This is a genomic window from Polynucleobacter sp. UK-Kesae-W10 (assembly GCF_018881575.1).
GTDB lineage: Bacteria > Pseudomonadota > Gammaproteobacteria > Burkholderiales > Burkholderiaceae > Polynucleobacter.
The window spans coordinates 298,148-311,049 of sequence record NZ_JACVQB010000001.1 but is presented as its reverse complement, the minus strand read 5'-3'; the positions used below and the strand labels follow the sequence as shown (position 1 = coordinate 311,049).

The following is a 12,902-nucleotide window of genomic DNA, read 5'->3' as shown; positions in this document are numbered from 1 at the left end:
TACGATGAAAACACTTGAAGTTGATCTTGGTAATCGCAGCTACCCCATCTATATTGGCACTGACTTAATTGACCAATCCGAGCTATTTCAGGCTTGCGAAAAATCAACCTCGATTTATATCGTGACCAATACCACTGTGGCCCCTTTGTATGCACAGCGACTAACCAACACTCTCGAACAGTTTGGCAAACCCGTGAGAACCATTGTCTTGCCAGATGGTGAGTCCTACAAGGATTGGAAAAATCTACAGCTGATCTTTGATGACTTATTAAAGTTTGGGGCTGATCGCCAAACCATGTTGGTCGCCCTTGGTGGCGGCGTGATTGGGGACATGACTGGATTTGCAGCTGCAAGCTTTATGCGTGGCATCCGCTTTATTCAAGTGCCCACCACACTATTAGCGCAAGTTGACTCTTCGGTTGGTGGCAAAACAGGCATCAATCATCCATTAGGGAAAAATATGATTGGCGCTTTTCATCAGCCCGTTGCTGTGATTGCCGATCTCAACACTTTAAAAACTCTACCTCAGCGTGAGTTATCTGCTGGACTAGCGGAAGTAGTGAAGCACGGCGCTATTGCAGACGCACCTTTTTTAGATTGGATTGAGGCAAACGCAAGTGCTTTATTAGCTTGCGATACAGAAGCAATGGGACATGCGGTATTGCGCTCGTGTGAGATTAAATCTGCTGTGGTTTCCGCCGATGAAAAAGAAGGTGGCATTCGTGCAACCCTCAACTTTGGACATACCTTTGGCCATGCCATTGAGGCAGGTATGGGTTACGGAGAATGGCTCCATGGTGAGGCCGTTGGATGTGGCATGGTGTTAGGCGCAGATTTATCTTGCCGATTAAATTACATCAGCAAAGCCGACGCCCAGCGTCTTAGTAAGATTATTGAGTCTATGCGCTTACCAACCGTTCCGCCGAAATTTGGCGCACAGCGCTATATGGAACTCATGCAAGTGGATAAAAAAACTGAGGGCGGTCAAATTCGCTACGTCGTTTTAGAAAAAATTGGTCAGGCCAAAATTCAGAGCGTAGCTGATGTGCAGGTTATCGAAACCTTAGCGGCGACGGGTGCAGCTTAAACCCATCTTTAGTCTTAAGCTTTCATTAGCTCAATTTTGACAGGCTGCCCAGCCTGAGCGCTGGCAAATTCTGAAAGATCGCTCAAAAGCTCCTTACCCGTTTTAGTATCAAGCCAAAGCGGTTGGGCCACAGTACCGGCCCAGCGATAGTGATATCCACCCGACTTTGCCGCCACCCAAATCTCATGTAAGGGAGGCTGAGTATTGACCACAATGACGCTTTTATCCCGAAAGCGGATATTGATCACATTACCACCCTGACGTTCTACGTCCAGATCCAGATCTAGCTCATCGTCGGCAGCCTCCAGCGCCACCTCAATCGAGTGCAATACATTGCTGCCAAGCTGGAAAAACTGCTTGTCATCAATCGTTTCAATGCCTGAATTATTTGGATTCATATCAGAGCCCTGCATGCTATATTCAATCATTCGTTTTAGAGACATTCATGATAGCGATTCTTCATAGAGCCTTCAGCATTAGCCTTTTAATATCCCTTGTTGGATGCGGGATTAGAGGTCCTCTGTATATGCCAAATGTGCCACCTGTCCCTCCAGCGCCATCTGAGCCAGAGCCTAAAGGCAAGCTTTACCCACCTGTAGCACCCGCGAGTACCAACACTTCTTCATCGGCCAAGTAATGACAAGCAAATCGATTCCACTCCCACAATTAGCTGGCTTTAGTGAACGTAACGGCAATTGGTATGCCGAAGAGATCGCTTTGACAGATTTAGCGAAAGAGTTTGGTACACCACTCTACGTGTATAGCAAAAAAGCATTAACCCAAGCCTATCAAGCCTATGACAAAGCTTGCACTTCCCCTAGCGGCAAACGTCGGGCGCGAGTGCATTACGCCATGAAAGCCAATAGCAATTTAGCGGTCATTGATTGCTTCAAAAAACTCGGCGCGGGGTTTGATCTAGTGAGCGGTGGCGAGTTGGCCCGCGCCCTCGCTATTGGCGCAGATCCTCAAAGCCTAGTATTTGCAGGCGTTGGAAAATCTGCCGCTGAAATTGCAGCCGCACTGCGAGCGGGCGTGAAATGCATCAATGTAGAGTCTATTGCTGAACTCCACCAGATCAATCGAGTTGCTAACGAGTTGAAATTACGCGCACCCATTTCTTTGCGCGTGAATCCCGATGTTGATGCCCAAACGCATCCTTATATTTCCACCGGCTTAAAAGGAAATAAATTTGGAATTGCCTACCACGAGGTTTTAAAAACCTATCGCGAGGCTTCGCAGCTCCCTCAAATTGATGTGGTTGGTATCGATTGCCATATTGGCTCACAGATAACCACGACAGCACCCTATTTGGATGCTCTAGATAAAGTATTAGATCTTGTGGCGCAATTGAAAAAAGAAGGCATCGTTATTCACCATTTAGATCTTGGTGGTGGTCTCGGAATTTCCTATAGCGATGAGACACCACCTGATATTACCGAGTTCACCAACACCCTTCTGGACCGTGTCGCTGAACGAGGTTTTGGACACCTCGACATCGTATTAGAGCCTGGGAGATCCTTGGTTGGCAATGCCGGCGTCCTCCTGACCACGGTCGAATACCTCAAGCCTGGCGCTGAGAAGAACTTCTGCATCGTCGATGCCGCAATGACTGAACTCATGCGTCCTGCACTATATGAAGCCCATCACGGCATAGTGCCTGCACAAACCAAGCAAGCCAAAAGCATGACCTACGACGTCGTTGGCCCCGTTTGCGAATCCGGTGACTGGCTGGGAAGAGATCGTCAACTTGCAGTGGAAGAGGGTGACCTACTCGCCATTCTCTCCGCAGGTGCTTATGGTTTTGTGATGGCGTCTAATTACAACACGCGCCCAAAACCTGCAGAAATTATGGTTGATGGAAAAAATGCGTATGTGATTCGTGCACGCGAGAACACCACTGATTTATTTGCGAGCGAATCTGTTTTGCCAAAATAAGTTGAAAAATGCTTAGGCACTTTTTACGCTAACAATGAGGCAAATAAAAACCCCGCTACATGAGCGGGGTTTTTATTTAATGGATGCAGCAGAATTAATGCAAACCAGCCATGTAATCTGCAACTGCTTTCATTTCTTGATCTGATAGTTTTGAAGCAATTGTTGTCATCATTGGACCATTCTTACGGCTGCCATTACTAAATGCCACTAGCTGTGCATAAGAGTAATCAGCCCACTGACCACCTAAACGAGGATACTGCGCAGGAATACCAGCACCATTTGGGCTATGGCATGCAGCACAGGCAGGAACGCCTTTTGCAGCAATGCCACCACGGTAAATGCTTTGACCTAATTCAATCGTGTCTTTGTTTTGTGCAACACCTTGAGAAGCCGGCTGCTTCACCAAGAAGGCTGCAATATTCTGCATGTCTTGCTCAGTCAAAGTAGCGGCCATACCCATCATCACCGCGTTCGCACGAGTGCCTTCTTTAAAGTTTTTCAATTGCTTAGTAGTGTATGCGGCATGCTGTGCAGAAAGTTTTGGCCATGTGCCCACAGCGCTTTGGCCTTTCGGGCCGTGGCAAGTAATACAGGCGGTTACGCCGCGTGTAGCATCGCCATTGGAATACAAGGCTTCACCAGCTGCTGCATCAACTTTTGGTTTACCTGGCACTTCAGCTTTTGCGGCAGCCGCTGGAGCAGCTGCAGGCATATCAGCCGCGCTGACTAAACCAGAAAGACCGATCAGAGCGAAAATGGACAGGGCAGCACAACCAGCACGCAAGCTAGTGGATTTGGAGATTTGGGAGGTTTGACGCATTATGTTTACCTTGGCAAAAATTCCTAAAAGTGTTTGGGCCCTACATTTACAACCTTTTTACCCAACACCATGAGATATTTCATGATTTTGCGTGATTTTACAATAGCTTCTGGACATGTCTAAACTCTTTCAAGCCCGATTCGCCACCACAGTCAATGACACCCATTGCCTGCCTGCCACCCCCCTGCGTGAGGTGGCCTTTGCCGGTCGCTCAAATGCAGGCAAATCGAGCGCTATAAACGTCCTTTGCAATCAAAAAAGGCTCGCTTTTGCCAGTAAAACGCCTGGTAGAACCCAACATATCAATTATTTTGGCCTTTTTGCCAAAGATGACCTTTTAGCCTATTTGGTGGACTTACCCGGTTATGGCTATGCCGCAGTCAATCATGAGACCAAATATCACTGGAATAGCCTTCTAAGCGACTATTTGCAAGAACGCGAGCAGTTGGTAGGCATGGTCCTGATTGTTGATGCCAGACGCGGCATCACTGACCTAGACGAGCAAATGATTCAATGGTTTGTCCCAACCGGCAAGCCCATCCATATTTTGTTGAGCAAATGCGACAAGTTGAACAAAAGCGAGTGCAAGCATGCCTTAGAGGCCGTGCGCAAACAACTGCAGCAATACGATCCCGCATTACCTGATGGTACGGGCGAATCCAAGCAGCTTACGGCACAATTATTTTCAAGCACTAAACGGATAGGCCTTGAAGAGGCAGATAATTTAATTATTAAATGGCTATTTGAAGCAGAAACCCATGAAGATGAAATCACCAACTAATTCTTTATTCAATTTTCCAGGGCATCGCCCTCGTCGCATGCGTCGTGATGATTGGTCACGTCGTCTCATGCAAGAAAATACTGTTTCGGCAAATGATTTGATCTATCCCGTTTTCCTGCTTGAGGGTCAAGGCAAATCTGAGGCAGTTGCCTCAATGCCTGGCGTGAATCGCGTTTCTTTGGATTTACTATTTCCAGTTGCGCAAGAGTGTGTGGATCTGGGCATTCCAGTACTAGCACTCTTTCCCGTGATTAATGCGGCATTAAAAACCCCCGATGGCAAAGAAGCATTTAATCCAAACGGATTAATTCCAACTGCGGTTCGCGAACTAAAAAAACGCTTTCCGAATTTAGGCATCATGACCGATGTTGCACTCGATCCGTACACCAGTCATGGTCAGGATGGCGTGCTTGATGAGCAAGGCCGCATTCTGAATGATGAGACAACGGCGATCCTCGTGAAGCAAGCGATTGCGCAAGCTGAGGCTGGTGTAGACATTGTTGCGCCATCAGACATGATGGATGGTCGCATCGGAAAGATTCGCGAAGCACTTGAGCAAAAGAATTTAATTCATACACGCATCATGGCGTACTCCGCTAAATATGCGTCTGCTTTTTATGGCCCGTTTAGAGATGCAGTGGGGTCTGCGAAGAATCTTGGTAAGGCTGATAAAAAAACCTATCAAATGGATTGTGCCAATGGCAACGAGGCTTTGCGGGAGGTTGCTCTCGATATCAGTGAAGGTGCCGATATGGTGATGGTCAAACCGGGCATGCCCTATTTGGACATTGTGCGCCGTGTACGCGAAGAATTTAATTACCCCACTTACGCTTACCAAGTCAGCGGCGAATACGCCATGCTCAAAGCTGCTGCACAAAATGGCTGGCTAGATCACGATGCCGTGATGATGGAGTCGCTACTAGCGTTTAAACGTGCTGGTGCTGATGGCGTACTGACTTATTTTGCTCTTGAAGCGGCGCGCTTAATTCAATCAAGCAGATAAATCTTCCTTAAGCGGGTCGCCAATTTGAATATGGCCTGCCTCTAAGATTTGAGCTCTAATTCCACCTCTATCTTCGAATGCCTCGAGAAAGCTTTTTTTCTTGGTTAACTTTGAGGGACGCTCACAGGGGGCGCATAACTCAGTCCCTCTGAGCTTGTGCTTACCCAAATAGAATTCTTTACCGACTAGGCTATTCAAATCTGGCGCGCTTAAGCCCTCAATAACAATATTTCTTCTAGTCTCAAAATCAAAGAAATAGTCTAAACCCAATCGCTTCAATACCTGATTTGCGACATCAATACCATCTCTCGTAATTAGTGATATGTCTCTTGATTTTGCTGGCAATATTTTGGAGTAGGCTCCCAGGCCCAGCGCATAACGATCTCCCTCAATCCCAACGCCTGGAATAATCTTGACGTCATTTTTATGTCGCATTGCTTCGCCTGCGAGCGAAGCAACAAAAATCCCAGAAATTTTTGCCATTGCTTTAATTGCTAACTATTTTCTGTAGCTTTTCAATGAAGCGCTGAGGCGGCATATAGCCAATAACCCGCTGATCTTGTTGTTCTTCAGAATGTTGATTAAAGATCAAAATGCCTGGGGGGCCAAATAAACCAAAACGTTTTAAGAGAGCTTGGTTAGCAGGACTGTTCGCAGTGACATCAGCCTGCAATAGAGCAAACTGCTTTAACTCCTTGCTCACTTCTGCATTTGCAAAGGTATTTACTTCCATTTCTTTGCAGCTAATACACCAGTCAGCGTAGAAATCTAGGAGCACGAATTTTCGCTCTTCCTGAGCTTTAGCTAACTGCGCATCTAACTCTGCTGGAGAGTGAATAACTGCAAAACTCACCTCACCAATCTGATGGATGACTTGGCCATTGATTGTTTTTACAGACTCCATGGGTTCACTGGATTTCAATAGGGGTGATGCAATCCAGGCAGCGGTAGCTACCAATAAAACACCCAAGGTCCGCTGCAAATAGACCATCCAAATACCAGTAGACGGAATCAGAATGCGTGCCTCAACAGCAATAAACAGCAGCGGCAAGCCCATACCCAGAGCCATCACAAACAATAGACCCGCTCCAAGGCTCATGGAACCCGTTTGAGCAATAAAGGCTAAAACACCCGCTAATGGGGCTGTGATACAGGGGCTGGCAACCAAGGTGGAAATACCCCCTAACGCAAGCGCGCCAATGAGGCTACCGCCCTTTTGGCGGCCTGCCAAACGATCGACATGCTGATGCCAGGCTTGGGGCAAGCGCAAGTCATAGAGCCCAAATAGACTGCCTGATAAGGCTAAAAGCAAGAGCGCAAAACTGGCCAGAGCAAATGGACTTTGCAACACCCTTTGAACACTTCCACCAAGGGCTGCCATCAAGATACCGGCTAGGGCATAAACCATTGCCATGCCTAGGACATAGGCCAGCGCAAGAACGCTTGCGCGACCTTTTGAAATTGCCTTGCCGCCCTGAGTTCCAAAAATAACACTCGACAGGATGGGCAGCATTGGCAATACGCAGGGCGTAAAAGCTAAGGCTAGGCCCAAGATAAAAAATGCTAAAAATAAATAACTTGTTGAGGTGCTCTCTAGAAATCTGCCAATTGCATTGACGTCATCGCGCTCTCGCCATAAATCGGTCAAGCTCACATTCGCTTGAGAGTTCTCTAAGGCCTGCGAGCCATCAAACACTTCCGGTATGGGCGCCACTTTAACGCCTGGTGCAGTGAGCAAAAACTTCAAGGTCATGGGTGGATAACAAATGCCTGCCTCGGCACAACCTTGGAGAGTGGCCTCCAGGTGAACGGGTTGATGCGAAGAAGATTTGATATCTAATAAAACTAAAAAAGGTTGCTTATAAATTTGTAGTTTTTTCTGGAAAGTTTCATCAAACTTTTCTATTCCCAAAGGCAATGAAGGCCTTATGTTATATAGCTTTCCAGACTGTGAACCCGCATCAAATTTGAGTGATTCTTGGTAAATGTAGTAGCCCTTAGCAGGCAAAAATTCCAGCTCTACTTGATTTGAGCTTTCCAACCAAGTGGCTTCAACCCGAAAGGCTTTTTCTGGAGGCAAAAAATCCGGAGCAGCAAACACTTGTGCGGAGAGCAAGAGCAATAGCGCAAAAATTTTGCTCAGAAAAAAGTGTGATTTCATGGCTTCGAATTTACCTCAGCTTGCACCCATTCGCCGTATTGTCGTGAGTATTGCTCTGGCGAAAAAGCCAGAATCTCCGGGAGATCATATGGATGTTGCTGCTGAATAAAGCTCGTAATTTCTAGCCATTTGCTAACGAGCGTTTTCGCAGATAACAGAACCTCATGCTCCTCGCAAATCTTACCCTCCCAGCGATATACCGATTGAATGCCATCCATCAATTGGACGCAAGCGGCCATCTTTTCCTCAAGTAGGGTGTGCGCCAATACCTTGGCTGCCTCTAGATTTGGGAGGCTTGTAACGACCACCAAAAGCTGATTGGGATTGGCTGAGGGGATTTGAGGCATACCGTATTTATAAACCTATCAATGAAAAAAGCCAGACCGAAGCCTGGCTTTTCAATGCAACTGGGAGACTTAAGCCTCTTCAGCTACAGCTGTTGTTTCTTCAACTTCTGGACGATCAACCAACTCAACCAATGCCATTGGGGCATTATCGCCATGACGGAAACCAAACTTCAAAATACGAAGGTAGCCACCTGGACGGGTTGCGTAGCGTGGGCCGAGCTCTGTAAAGAGTTTGGTCACGATATCGCGATCGCGAGTGCGGTTAAATGCCAAGCGACGGTTTGCCAAGTTGTCTTTTTTACCCAAGGTAATCAAAGGCTCAACAACCATGCGCAATTCTTTTGCTTTTGGCAAAGTGGTTTTAATCACTTCGTGCTCCAAAAGAGAATTTGACATGTTGCGCAACATCGCCAAGCGATGTGAAGATGTTCTGTTTAATTTGCGTAAGCCGTTTCCGTGACGCATGATGCTTCCTTTCTAATTATTTCTCGAGGTTAGCTGGAGGCCAGCTTTCGAGTTTCATGCCAAGACTTAAGCCACGAGCAGCCAATACGTCTTTGATTTCATTCAAAGACTTACGACCCAAATTAGGCGTCTTCAACAATTCATTCTCTGTACGTTGAATCAAGTCACCGATGTAGTAAATGTTCTCAGCCTTCAAGCAGTTTGCAGAGCGAACTGTGAGCTCGAGGTCATCTACTGGACGCATCAACATTGGATCAACCATTGAAGAGCGGCTTGGTGCAAGATCACCAGAAACTTCGCTGCTCTCGAGAGCTGCGAATACAACCAATTGATCAACCAAAATGCTAGCTGCTTGACGAATTGCTTCTTCAGGAGACAACACACCGTTTGTTTCGATGGTCATTACGAGACGATCGAGGTCAGTACGTTGCTCAACACGAGCAGACTCAACTGCATAGCTAACACGGCTAACCGGGCTAAAAGAGGCATCTAATACGATACGTCCAATGATCTTGGTAGTTTCATCGTTGTATTGACGAACGTTACCTGGAACATAGCCACGGCCTTTTTCAACCTTGATTTGCATATCCAACTTGCCACCAGCAGACAAGTGAGCAATCACGTGATCAGGATTAATGATTTCAACATCGTGTGGCAAGTCGATATCTTTTGCAGTAACAACGCCTGGGCCTTCTTTACGCAAATTAATAGTGACTTCATCACGAGACTGCAATTTAAATACGATACCTTTGAGGTTCAACAAGAGGTTTACAACATCCTCTTGCACGCCATCCAAAGTGGAATACTCATGTACTACACCTGCAATTGCTACTTCAGTTGGCGCATAACCAACCATCGAGGACAAGAGTACGCGACGTAATGCGTTTCCGAGTGTGTGGCCATAGCCACGCTCGAACGGCTCCATAACAACCTTAGCTTGGTTGGCGGTAAGCGCTTCAACAGAAATAATTTTTGGCTTGAGCAAATTTGTTTGCATATTTTTTCCTTGAGAGTGCCTAATTAGCGTGAATACAATTCGACGATCAAACTTTCATTAATTTCACCGCTAATATCTTCGCGGTCAGGCACTTGCTTAAATGTTCCTTCCAGCTTGGCTGCATCCACTGAAACCCAGGTAACTGCAGACATTTGCTGAACCAAATTGAGTGATTCTGTAATACGCGCTTGCTTCTTCGCTTTTTCACGAATAGCAACAACATCACCAGGCTTAACCTGAATAGATGGGATATTTACTGGATTGCCGTTGAGCAAAATTGCGCAATGGGAAACCAATTGACGTGCTTCAGCGCGAGTTGAACCAAAGCCCATGCGATACACCACGTTGTCCAAACGTGACTCAAGCAACTGGAGCAATGTTTCACCAGTATTACCCTTGCGACGCTCAGCTTCTGCGAAGTAACGACGGAATTGACGCTCTAATACGCCATAGATACGCTTAACCTTTTGCTTTTCACGCAATTGATTACCGTAATCGGATGTTCTTGAGCCAGATGTACGACCATGTTGACCAGGCTTAGTATCTAACTTGCACTTGTCTGACAGGGCGCGACGTGCGCTCTTTAAAAATAAGTCGGTACCTTCCCGACGTGCTAATTTGGCCTTAGGCCCTAAGTAACGTGCCACGATGCTTTCCTTTCTTTGCCGCAGTCTTACGACCGGCGGTGAGTTCGCCCTTTAAATCAGGCGAACAGTGGGCTTTAATAAAAACTACTAAAACTTGTACTGCCAACTTCCTAGCTTAGATACGACGACGCTTAGGAGGACGGCAACCATTGTGAGGAACTGGAGTTACGTCTTGAATCTCAGTGATCTTGATGCCCAATGAGTTCAATGCACGAACTGCTGATTCACGACCTGGGCCTGGGCCTTTGATCTGAACTTCCAAGTTCTTGATACCGCATTCAATGGCTGTCTTACCAGCAACTTCTGCAGCTACCTGAGCAGCAAAAGGTGTTGATTTACGTGAGCCTTTGAAGCCCTGGCCGCCAGAAGTTGCCCATGAAAGCGCATTTCCTTGACGATCAGTGATCGTAATGATGGTGTTGTTAAAAGAAGCGTGAACGTGTGCAATACCGTCAGCAACGTTCTTTTTAACCTTCTTACGAGCGCGCTGTGAAGCGGCGGAAGCGGATTGTTGTTTTGCCATGTCAATAAACTTTCTTGATTATTTCTTCAGTGCGATGCCAGACTTGCGTGGGCCCTTACGGGTACGCGCGTTTGTCTTAGTACGTTGACCACGTACAGGCAAGCCCTTACGATGACGCACGCCACGGTAGCAACCTAAGTCCATCAAACGCTTGATGCTCATAGTTACTTCACGGCGAAGGTCACCCTCGGTGATGAACTTACCTACTTCATCACGCAACTTTTCCAAGTCAGCGTCAGTAAGATCTTTAACTTTTTTGTCGATTGCAACACCTGTGGTCTGGCAAATTTTGCGAGCACGAGTTGTGCCAATGCCAAAAATTGCTGTTAAACCGATAACAGTATGTTGATGATTTGGGATGTTTACCCCAGCGATACGTGCCATGAGATTTCCTCTTAATTAACCAGATCAGCCTTGACGCTGCTTATGACGTGCGTCTGAAGAACAGATCACGCGCACAACGCGTTTGCGCTTAATGATCTTGCAATTTCTGCAAATACACTTAACGGATGCTAAAACTTTCATAACTCACCTCTTAAAAATAGGTACTACTTAATCTTTACTTCGCACGGAAAATGATTCTGGCGCGCGTCAGATCGTATGGAGTCATCTCCACAGTCACCTTATCTCCCGGCAAAATTCGGATGTAGTGCATCCGCATCTTTCCAGAAATGTGCCCTAGAACCACATGTCCGTTTTCTAGCTTCACGCGAAACATCGCGTTTGGCAAATTCTCTACCACTTCTCCCGCCATCTGAATTACATCGTCTTTAGACATTCAGTTAAGCGCCCATCTTAAAGTTGGCTTTTTTCATCAAAGAGCCGTACTGCTGCTGCATAACAAATGACTGAACTTGAGCCATGAAATCCATTGCAACAACAACAATAATCAACAATGAAGTACCACCGAAATAAAACGGTACGTTGTACTTCAACACCAAGAATTCTGGCAACAAGCAAACCAGAACCATATAAATTGCACCAGCCAAAGTTAAACGCACCAGGATCTTATCGATATAGCGTGCCGTTTGGTCGCCCGGACGAATACCGGGAATAAATGCGCCACTCTTCTTCAAGTTCTCAGCAGTCTCGCGGCTATTAAATACCAATGCGGTATAAAAGAAGCAGAAGAAAATAATCGCTGCTGCGTACAAAATGGTGTACACAGGCTGACCTGGAGCCAAAGTTGCAGCCAAGTCCTTAATGATTCTGGTGAACATATTGGTGGACTCGCCTGATGTAAACCAGCCAGCAATCGTTGCGGGGAACAAAATAATCGAGGAAGCAAAAATTGGAGGGATAACGCCAGCCATATTCAACTTCAATGGGAAGTATGAAGATTGACCGCCATAAATCTTGTTACCAACTTGACGCTTAGCGTAGTTCACCAAAATACGGCGCTGACCACGCTCTACAAATACAACAAAATAAGTTACTGCTACAACGATCACAACGATCAAGAGCGCAGAGATGATATTCATGGAGCCTGTACGTACCAGCTCTAACAAGCTCGCCAAGGCATTTGGCAAACCAGAAACAATACCGCCGAAAATAATGATGGAGATGCCGTTACCAAGACCACGCTCAGTAATTTGCTCGCCCAACCACATCAAGAACATCGTGCCAGTTACTAGAGTGACGACTGTGTTTAACTCAAACATCAAGCCTGGATTAATGACCAAACCTGGTTGCGCTTGAAGTGCAACAGAAATACCCAATGCCTGAAAAGTAGCCAAGAACACTGTGCCGTAGCGTGTGTATTGCGTAATCTTGCGCTGGCCTGCTTGGCCTTCCTTTTTCAAGGACTCCAGGGAAGGCACAACAATGGTCATTAACTGCATGATGATCGATGCAGAAATGTAAGGCATGATTCCCAAAGCAAATACGGTAAAGCGAGACAACGCGCCACCTGAGAACAAGTTAAACATGCCCAAGATGCCATCTTTTTGACCCGCAAACAATTGAGCCAACTGATCTGGATCAATGCCAGGAACGGGGATGTGAGCACCCAAGCGATAGACGAGCAAAGCCAACACCAGGAATACCAAGCGACGACGAAGATCGCCGAACTTGCCTCCTGCTGTTGCAGTGCTTGCGCTATTGGTAGGTGCTAATGCCATATTTACCGAATAAACC

The 12,902-nt window shown here is 46.6% G+C and carries 18 protein-coding genes; 5 read left to right on the top strand and 13 right to left on the bottom strand.

Annotated elements, in window-relative coordinates:
- Positions 1–4: 4 nt before the first annotated feature.
- A complete protein-coding gene (gene aroB, locus ICN24_RS01735; protein WP_216220921.1) occupies positions 5–1,087 on the top strand; it encodes a 3-dehydroquinate synthase in 1,083 nt (360 codons plus the stop codon).
- A 14-nt stretch (positions 1,088–1,101) separates the two neighbouring features.
- On the opposite strand, the gene cyaY is transcribed toward aroB, so the two are convergent.
- Positions 1,102–1,515: an iron donor protein CyaY gene (cyaY, locus tag ICN24_RS01730; protein WP_255532525.1), complete on the bottom strand. Its 414-nt coding sequence runs from the start codon at positions 1,513–1,515 to the stop codon at positions 1,102–1,104.
- Between the two features lie 17 nt (positions 1,516–1,532).
- Here cyaY and ICN24_RS10405 point away from each other — a divergent pair, with 17 nt between their 5' ends.
- Together ICN24_RS10405 and lysA are read left to right on the top strand one after the other, a co-directional pair.
- The gene (locus ICN24_RS10405) at positions 1,533–1,724 is read left to right on the top strand and encodes a lipoprotein (protein WP_216220919.1); all 192 of its coding nucleotides are present in this window, start codon (positions 1,533–1,535) and stop codon (positions 1,722–1,724) included.
- Entirely contained in the window at positions 1,724–3,022 is a 1,299-nt protein-coding gene (gene lysA, locus ICN24_RS01720; RefSeq protein ID WP_216220918.1) for a diaminopimelate decarboxylase, read from the top strand. Before ICN24_RS10405 ends, lysA begins: the two co-directional genes overlap by 1 nt.
- Before the next feature lie 94 nt (positions 3,023–3,116).
- Here lysA and ICN24_RS01715 read toward each other — a convergent pair whose 3' ends face one another.
- Entirely contained in the window at positions 3,117–3,842 is a 726-nt protein-coding gene (locus ICN24_RS01715; RefSeq protein ID WP_216220916.1) for a cytochrome c, read from the bottom strand.
- Positions 3,843–3,957: 115 nt separating this feature from the next.
- Here ICN24_RS01715 and yihA point away from each other — a divergent pair, with 115 nt between their 5' ends.
- Together yihA and hemB are read left to right on the top strand one after the other, a co-directional pair.
- Positions 3,958–4,623, top strand: coding sequence for a ribosome biogenesis GTP-binding protein YihA/YsxC (yihA, locus tag ICN24_RS01710; protein ID WP_216220914.1), 666 nt, complete (start codon positions 3,958–3,960; stop codon positions 4,621–4,623).
- On the top strand, positions 4,601–5,626 hold the full coding sequence (hemB, locus tag ICN24_RS01705; RefSeq protein ID WP_216220912.1) for a porphobilinogen synthase: 1,026 nt from the start codon (positions 4,601–4,603) through the stop codon (positions 5,624–5,626). Before yihA ends, hemB begins: the two co-directional genes overlap by 23 nt.
- Here the strand turns inward: hemB and ICN24_RS01700 are convergent.
- The 11 genes from ICN24_RS01700 to secY all read right to left on the bottom strand — a co-directional run bounded on the left by ICN24_RS01700 (position 5,615) and on the right by secY (position 12,886).
- Positions 5,615–6,109 (bottom strand): MOSC domain-containing protein, encoded by a 495-nt coding sequence (locus tag ICN24_RS01700; RefSeq protein WP_216220911.1) that lies wholly within the window; start codon positions 6,107–6,109, stop codon positions 5,615–5,617. The two genes, hemB and ICN24_RS01700, sit on opposite strands and share 12 nt — an antisense overlap.
- 4 nt (positions 6,110–6,113) lie before the next feature.
- Positions 6,114–7,787: a protein-disulfide reductase DsbD gene (gene dsbD, locus ICN24_RS01695; protein WP_216220909.1), complete on the bottom strand. Its 1,674-nt coding sequence runs from the start codon at positions 7,785–7,787 to the stop codon at positions 6,114–6,116.
- Positions 7,784–8,134, bottom strand: a complete 351-nt coding sequence (gene cutA / locus ICN24_RS01690) for a divalent-cation tolerance protein CutA (protein WP_216220907.1) — start codon at positions 8,132–8,134, stop codon at positions 7,784–7,786. The genes dsbD and cutA overlap by 4 nt, the downstream gene beginning before the upstream one ends.
- Positions 8,135–8,203: 69 nt before the next feature.
- Positions 8,204–8,599, bottom strand: coding sequence for a 50S ribosomal protein L17 (gene rplQ / locus ICN24_RS01685; RefSeq protein WP_068947710.1), 396 nt, complete (start codon positions 8,597–8,599; stop codon positions 8,204–8,206).
- A 16-nt stretch (positions 8,600–8,615) separates the two neighbouring features.
- Positions 8,616–9,596, bottom strand: coding sequence for a DNA-directed RNA polymerase subunit alpha (rpoA, locus tag ICN24_RS01680; RefSeq protein ID WP_071464451.1), 981 nt, complete (start codon positions 9,594–9,596; stop codon positions 8,616–8,618).
- 23 nt (positions 9,597–9,619) lie between these two features.
- On the bottom strand, positions 9,620–10,243 hold the full coding sequence (gene rpsD / locus ICN24_RS01675; RefSeq protein WP_216220906.1) for a 30S ribosomal protein S4: 624 nt from the start codon (positions 10,241–10,243) through the stop codon (positions 9,620–9,622).
- 115 nt (positions 10,244–10,358) lie between these two features.
- Positions 10,359–10,766 (bottom strand): 30S ribosomal protein S11, encoded by a 408-nt coding sequence (rpsK, locus tag ICN24_RS01670; RefSeq protein ID WP_015420254.1) that lies wholly within the window; start codon positions 10,764–10,766, stop codon positions 10,359–10,361.
- 18 nt (positions 10,767–10,784) lie between these two features.
- Positions 10,785–11,150 (bottom strand): 30S ribosomal protein S13, encoded by a 366-nt coding sequence (gene rpsM / locus ICN24_RS01665; protein ID WP_068947707.1) that lies wholly within the window; start codon positions 11,148–11,150, stop codon positions 10,785–10,787.
- Positions 11,151–11,174: 24 nt separating this feature from the next.
- Positions 11,175–11,291: a 50S ribosomal protein L36 gene (gene rpmJ, locus ICN24_RS01660; protein WP_012357167.1), complete on the bottom strand. Its 117-nt coding sequence runs from the start codon at positions 11,289–11,291 to the stop codon at positions 11,175–11,177.
- A 34-nt stretch (positions 11,292–11,325) separates the two neighbouring features.
- Entirely contained in the window at positions 11,326–11,544 is a 219-nt protein-coding gene (gene infA / locus ICN24_RS01655) for a translation initiation factor IF-1 (protein ID WP_068320132.1), read from the bottom strand.
- A gap of 4 nt (positions 11,545–11,548) precedes the next feature.
- Positions 11,549–12,886, bottom strand: a complete 1,338-nt coding sequence (gene secY, locus ICN24_RS01650; RefSeq protein WP_216220904.1) for a preprotein translocase subunit SecY — start codon at positions 12,884–12,886, stop codon at positions 11,549–11,551.
- Positions 12,887–12,902: the final 16 nt, after the last annotated feature.

Bases quoted from the DNA above. Each gene is read 5' to 3' on its own strand.
- rpmJ (WP_012357167.1), bottom strand. From the start codon at position 11,291: ATGAAAGTTTTAGCATCCGTTAAGTGTATTTGCAGAAATTGCAAGATC.
- aroB (WP_216220921.1), top strand. From the start codon at position 5: ATGAAAACACTTGAAGTTGATCTTGGTAATCGCAGCTACCCCATCTAT.
- lysA (WP_216220918.1), top strand. From the start codon at position 1,724: ATGACAAGCAAATCGATTCCACTCCCACAATTAGCTGGCTTTAGTGAA.
- dsbD (WP_216220909.1), bottom strand. From the start codon at position 7,787: ATGAAATCACACTTTTTTCTGAGCAAAATTTTTGCGCTATTGCTCTTG.
- ICN24_RS01700 (WP_216220911.1), bottom strand. From the start codon at position 6,109: ATGGCAAAAATTTCTGGGATTTTTGTTGCTTCGCTCGCAGGCGAAGCA.
- rpoA (WP_071464451.1), bottom strand. From the start codon at position 9,596: ATGCAAACAAATTTGCTCAAGCCAAAAATTATTTCTGTTGAAGCGCTT.
- ICN24_RS01715 (WP_216220916.1), bottom strand. From the start codon at position 3,842: ATGCGTCAAACCTCCCAAATCTCCAAATCCACTAGCTTGCGTGCTGGT.
- cyaY (WP_255532525.1), bottom strand. From the start codon at position 1,515: ATGATTGAATATAGCATGCAGGGCTCTGATATGAATCCAAATAATTCA.
- rpsK (WP_015420254.1), bottom strand. From the start codon at position 10,766: ATGGCAAAACAACAATCCGCTTCCGCCGCTTCACAGCGCGCTCGTAAG.
- cutA (WP_216220907.1), bottom strand. From the start codon at position 8,134: ATGCCTCAAATCCCCTCAGCCAATCCCAATCAGCTTTTGGTGGTCGTT.
- rpsM (WP_068947707.1), bottom strand. From the start codon at position 11,150: ATGGCACGTATCGCTGGGGTAAACATCCCAAATCATCAACATACTGTT.
- rplQ (WP_068947710.1), bottom strand. From the start codon at position 8,599: ATGCGTCACGGAAACGGCTTACGCAAATTAAACAGAACATCTTCACAT.
- yihA (WP_216220914.1), top strand. From the start codon at position 3,958: ATGTCTAAACTCTTTCAAGCCCGATTCGCCACCACAGTCAATGACACC.
- secY (WP_216220904.1), bottom strand. From the start codon at position 12,886: ATGGCATTAGCACCTACCAATAGCGCAAGCACTGCAACAGCAGGAGGC.
- hemB (WP_216220912.1), top strand. From the start codon at position 4,601: ATGAAGATGAAATCACCAACTAATTCTTTATTCAATTTTCCAGGGCAT.
- infA (WP_068320132.1), bottom strand. From the start codon at position 11,544: ATGTCTAAAGACGATGTAATTCAGATGGCGGGAGAAGTGGTAGAGAAT.
- ICN24_RS10405 (WP_216220919.1), top strand. From the start codon at position 1,533: ATGATAGCGATTCTTCATAGAGCCTTCAGCATTAGCCTTTTAATATCC.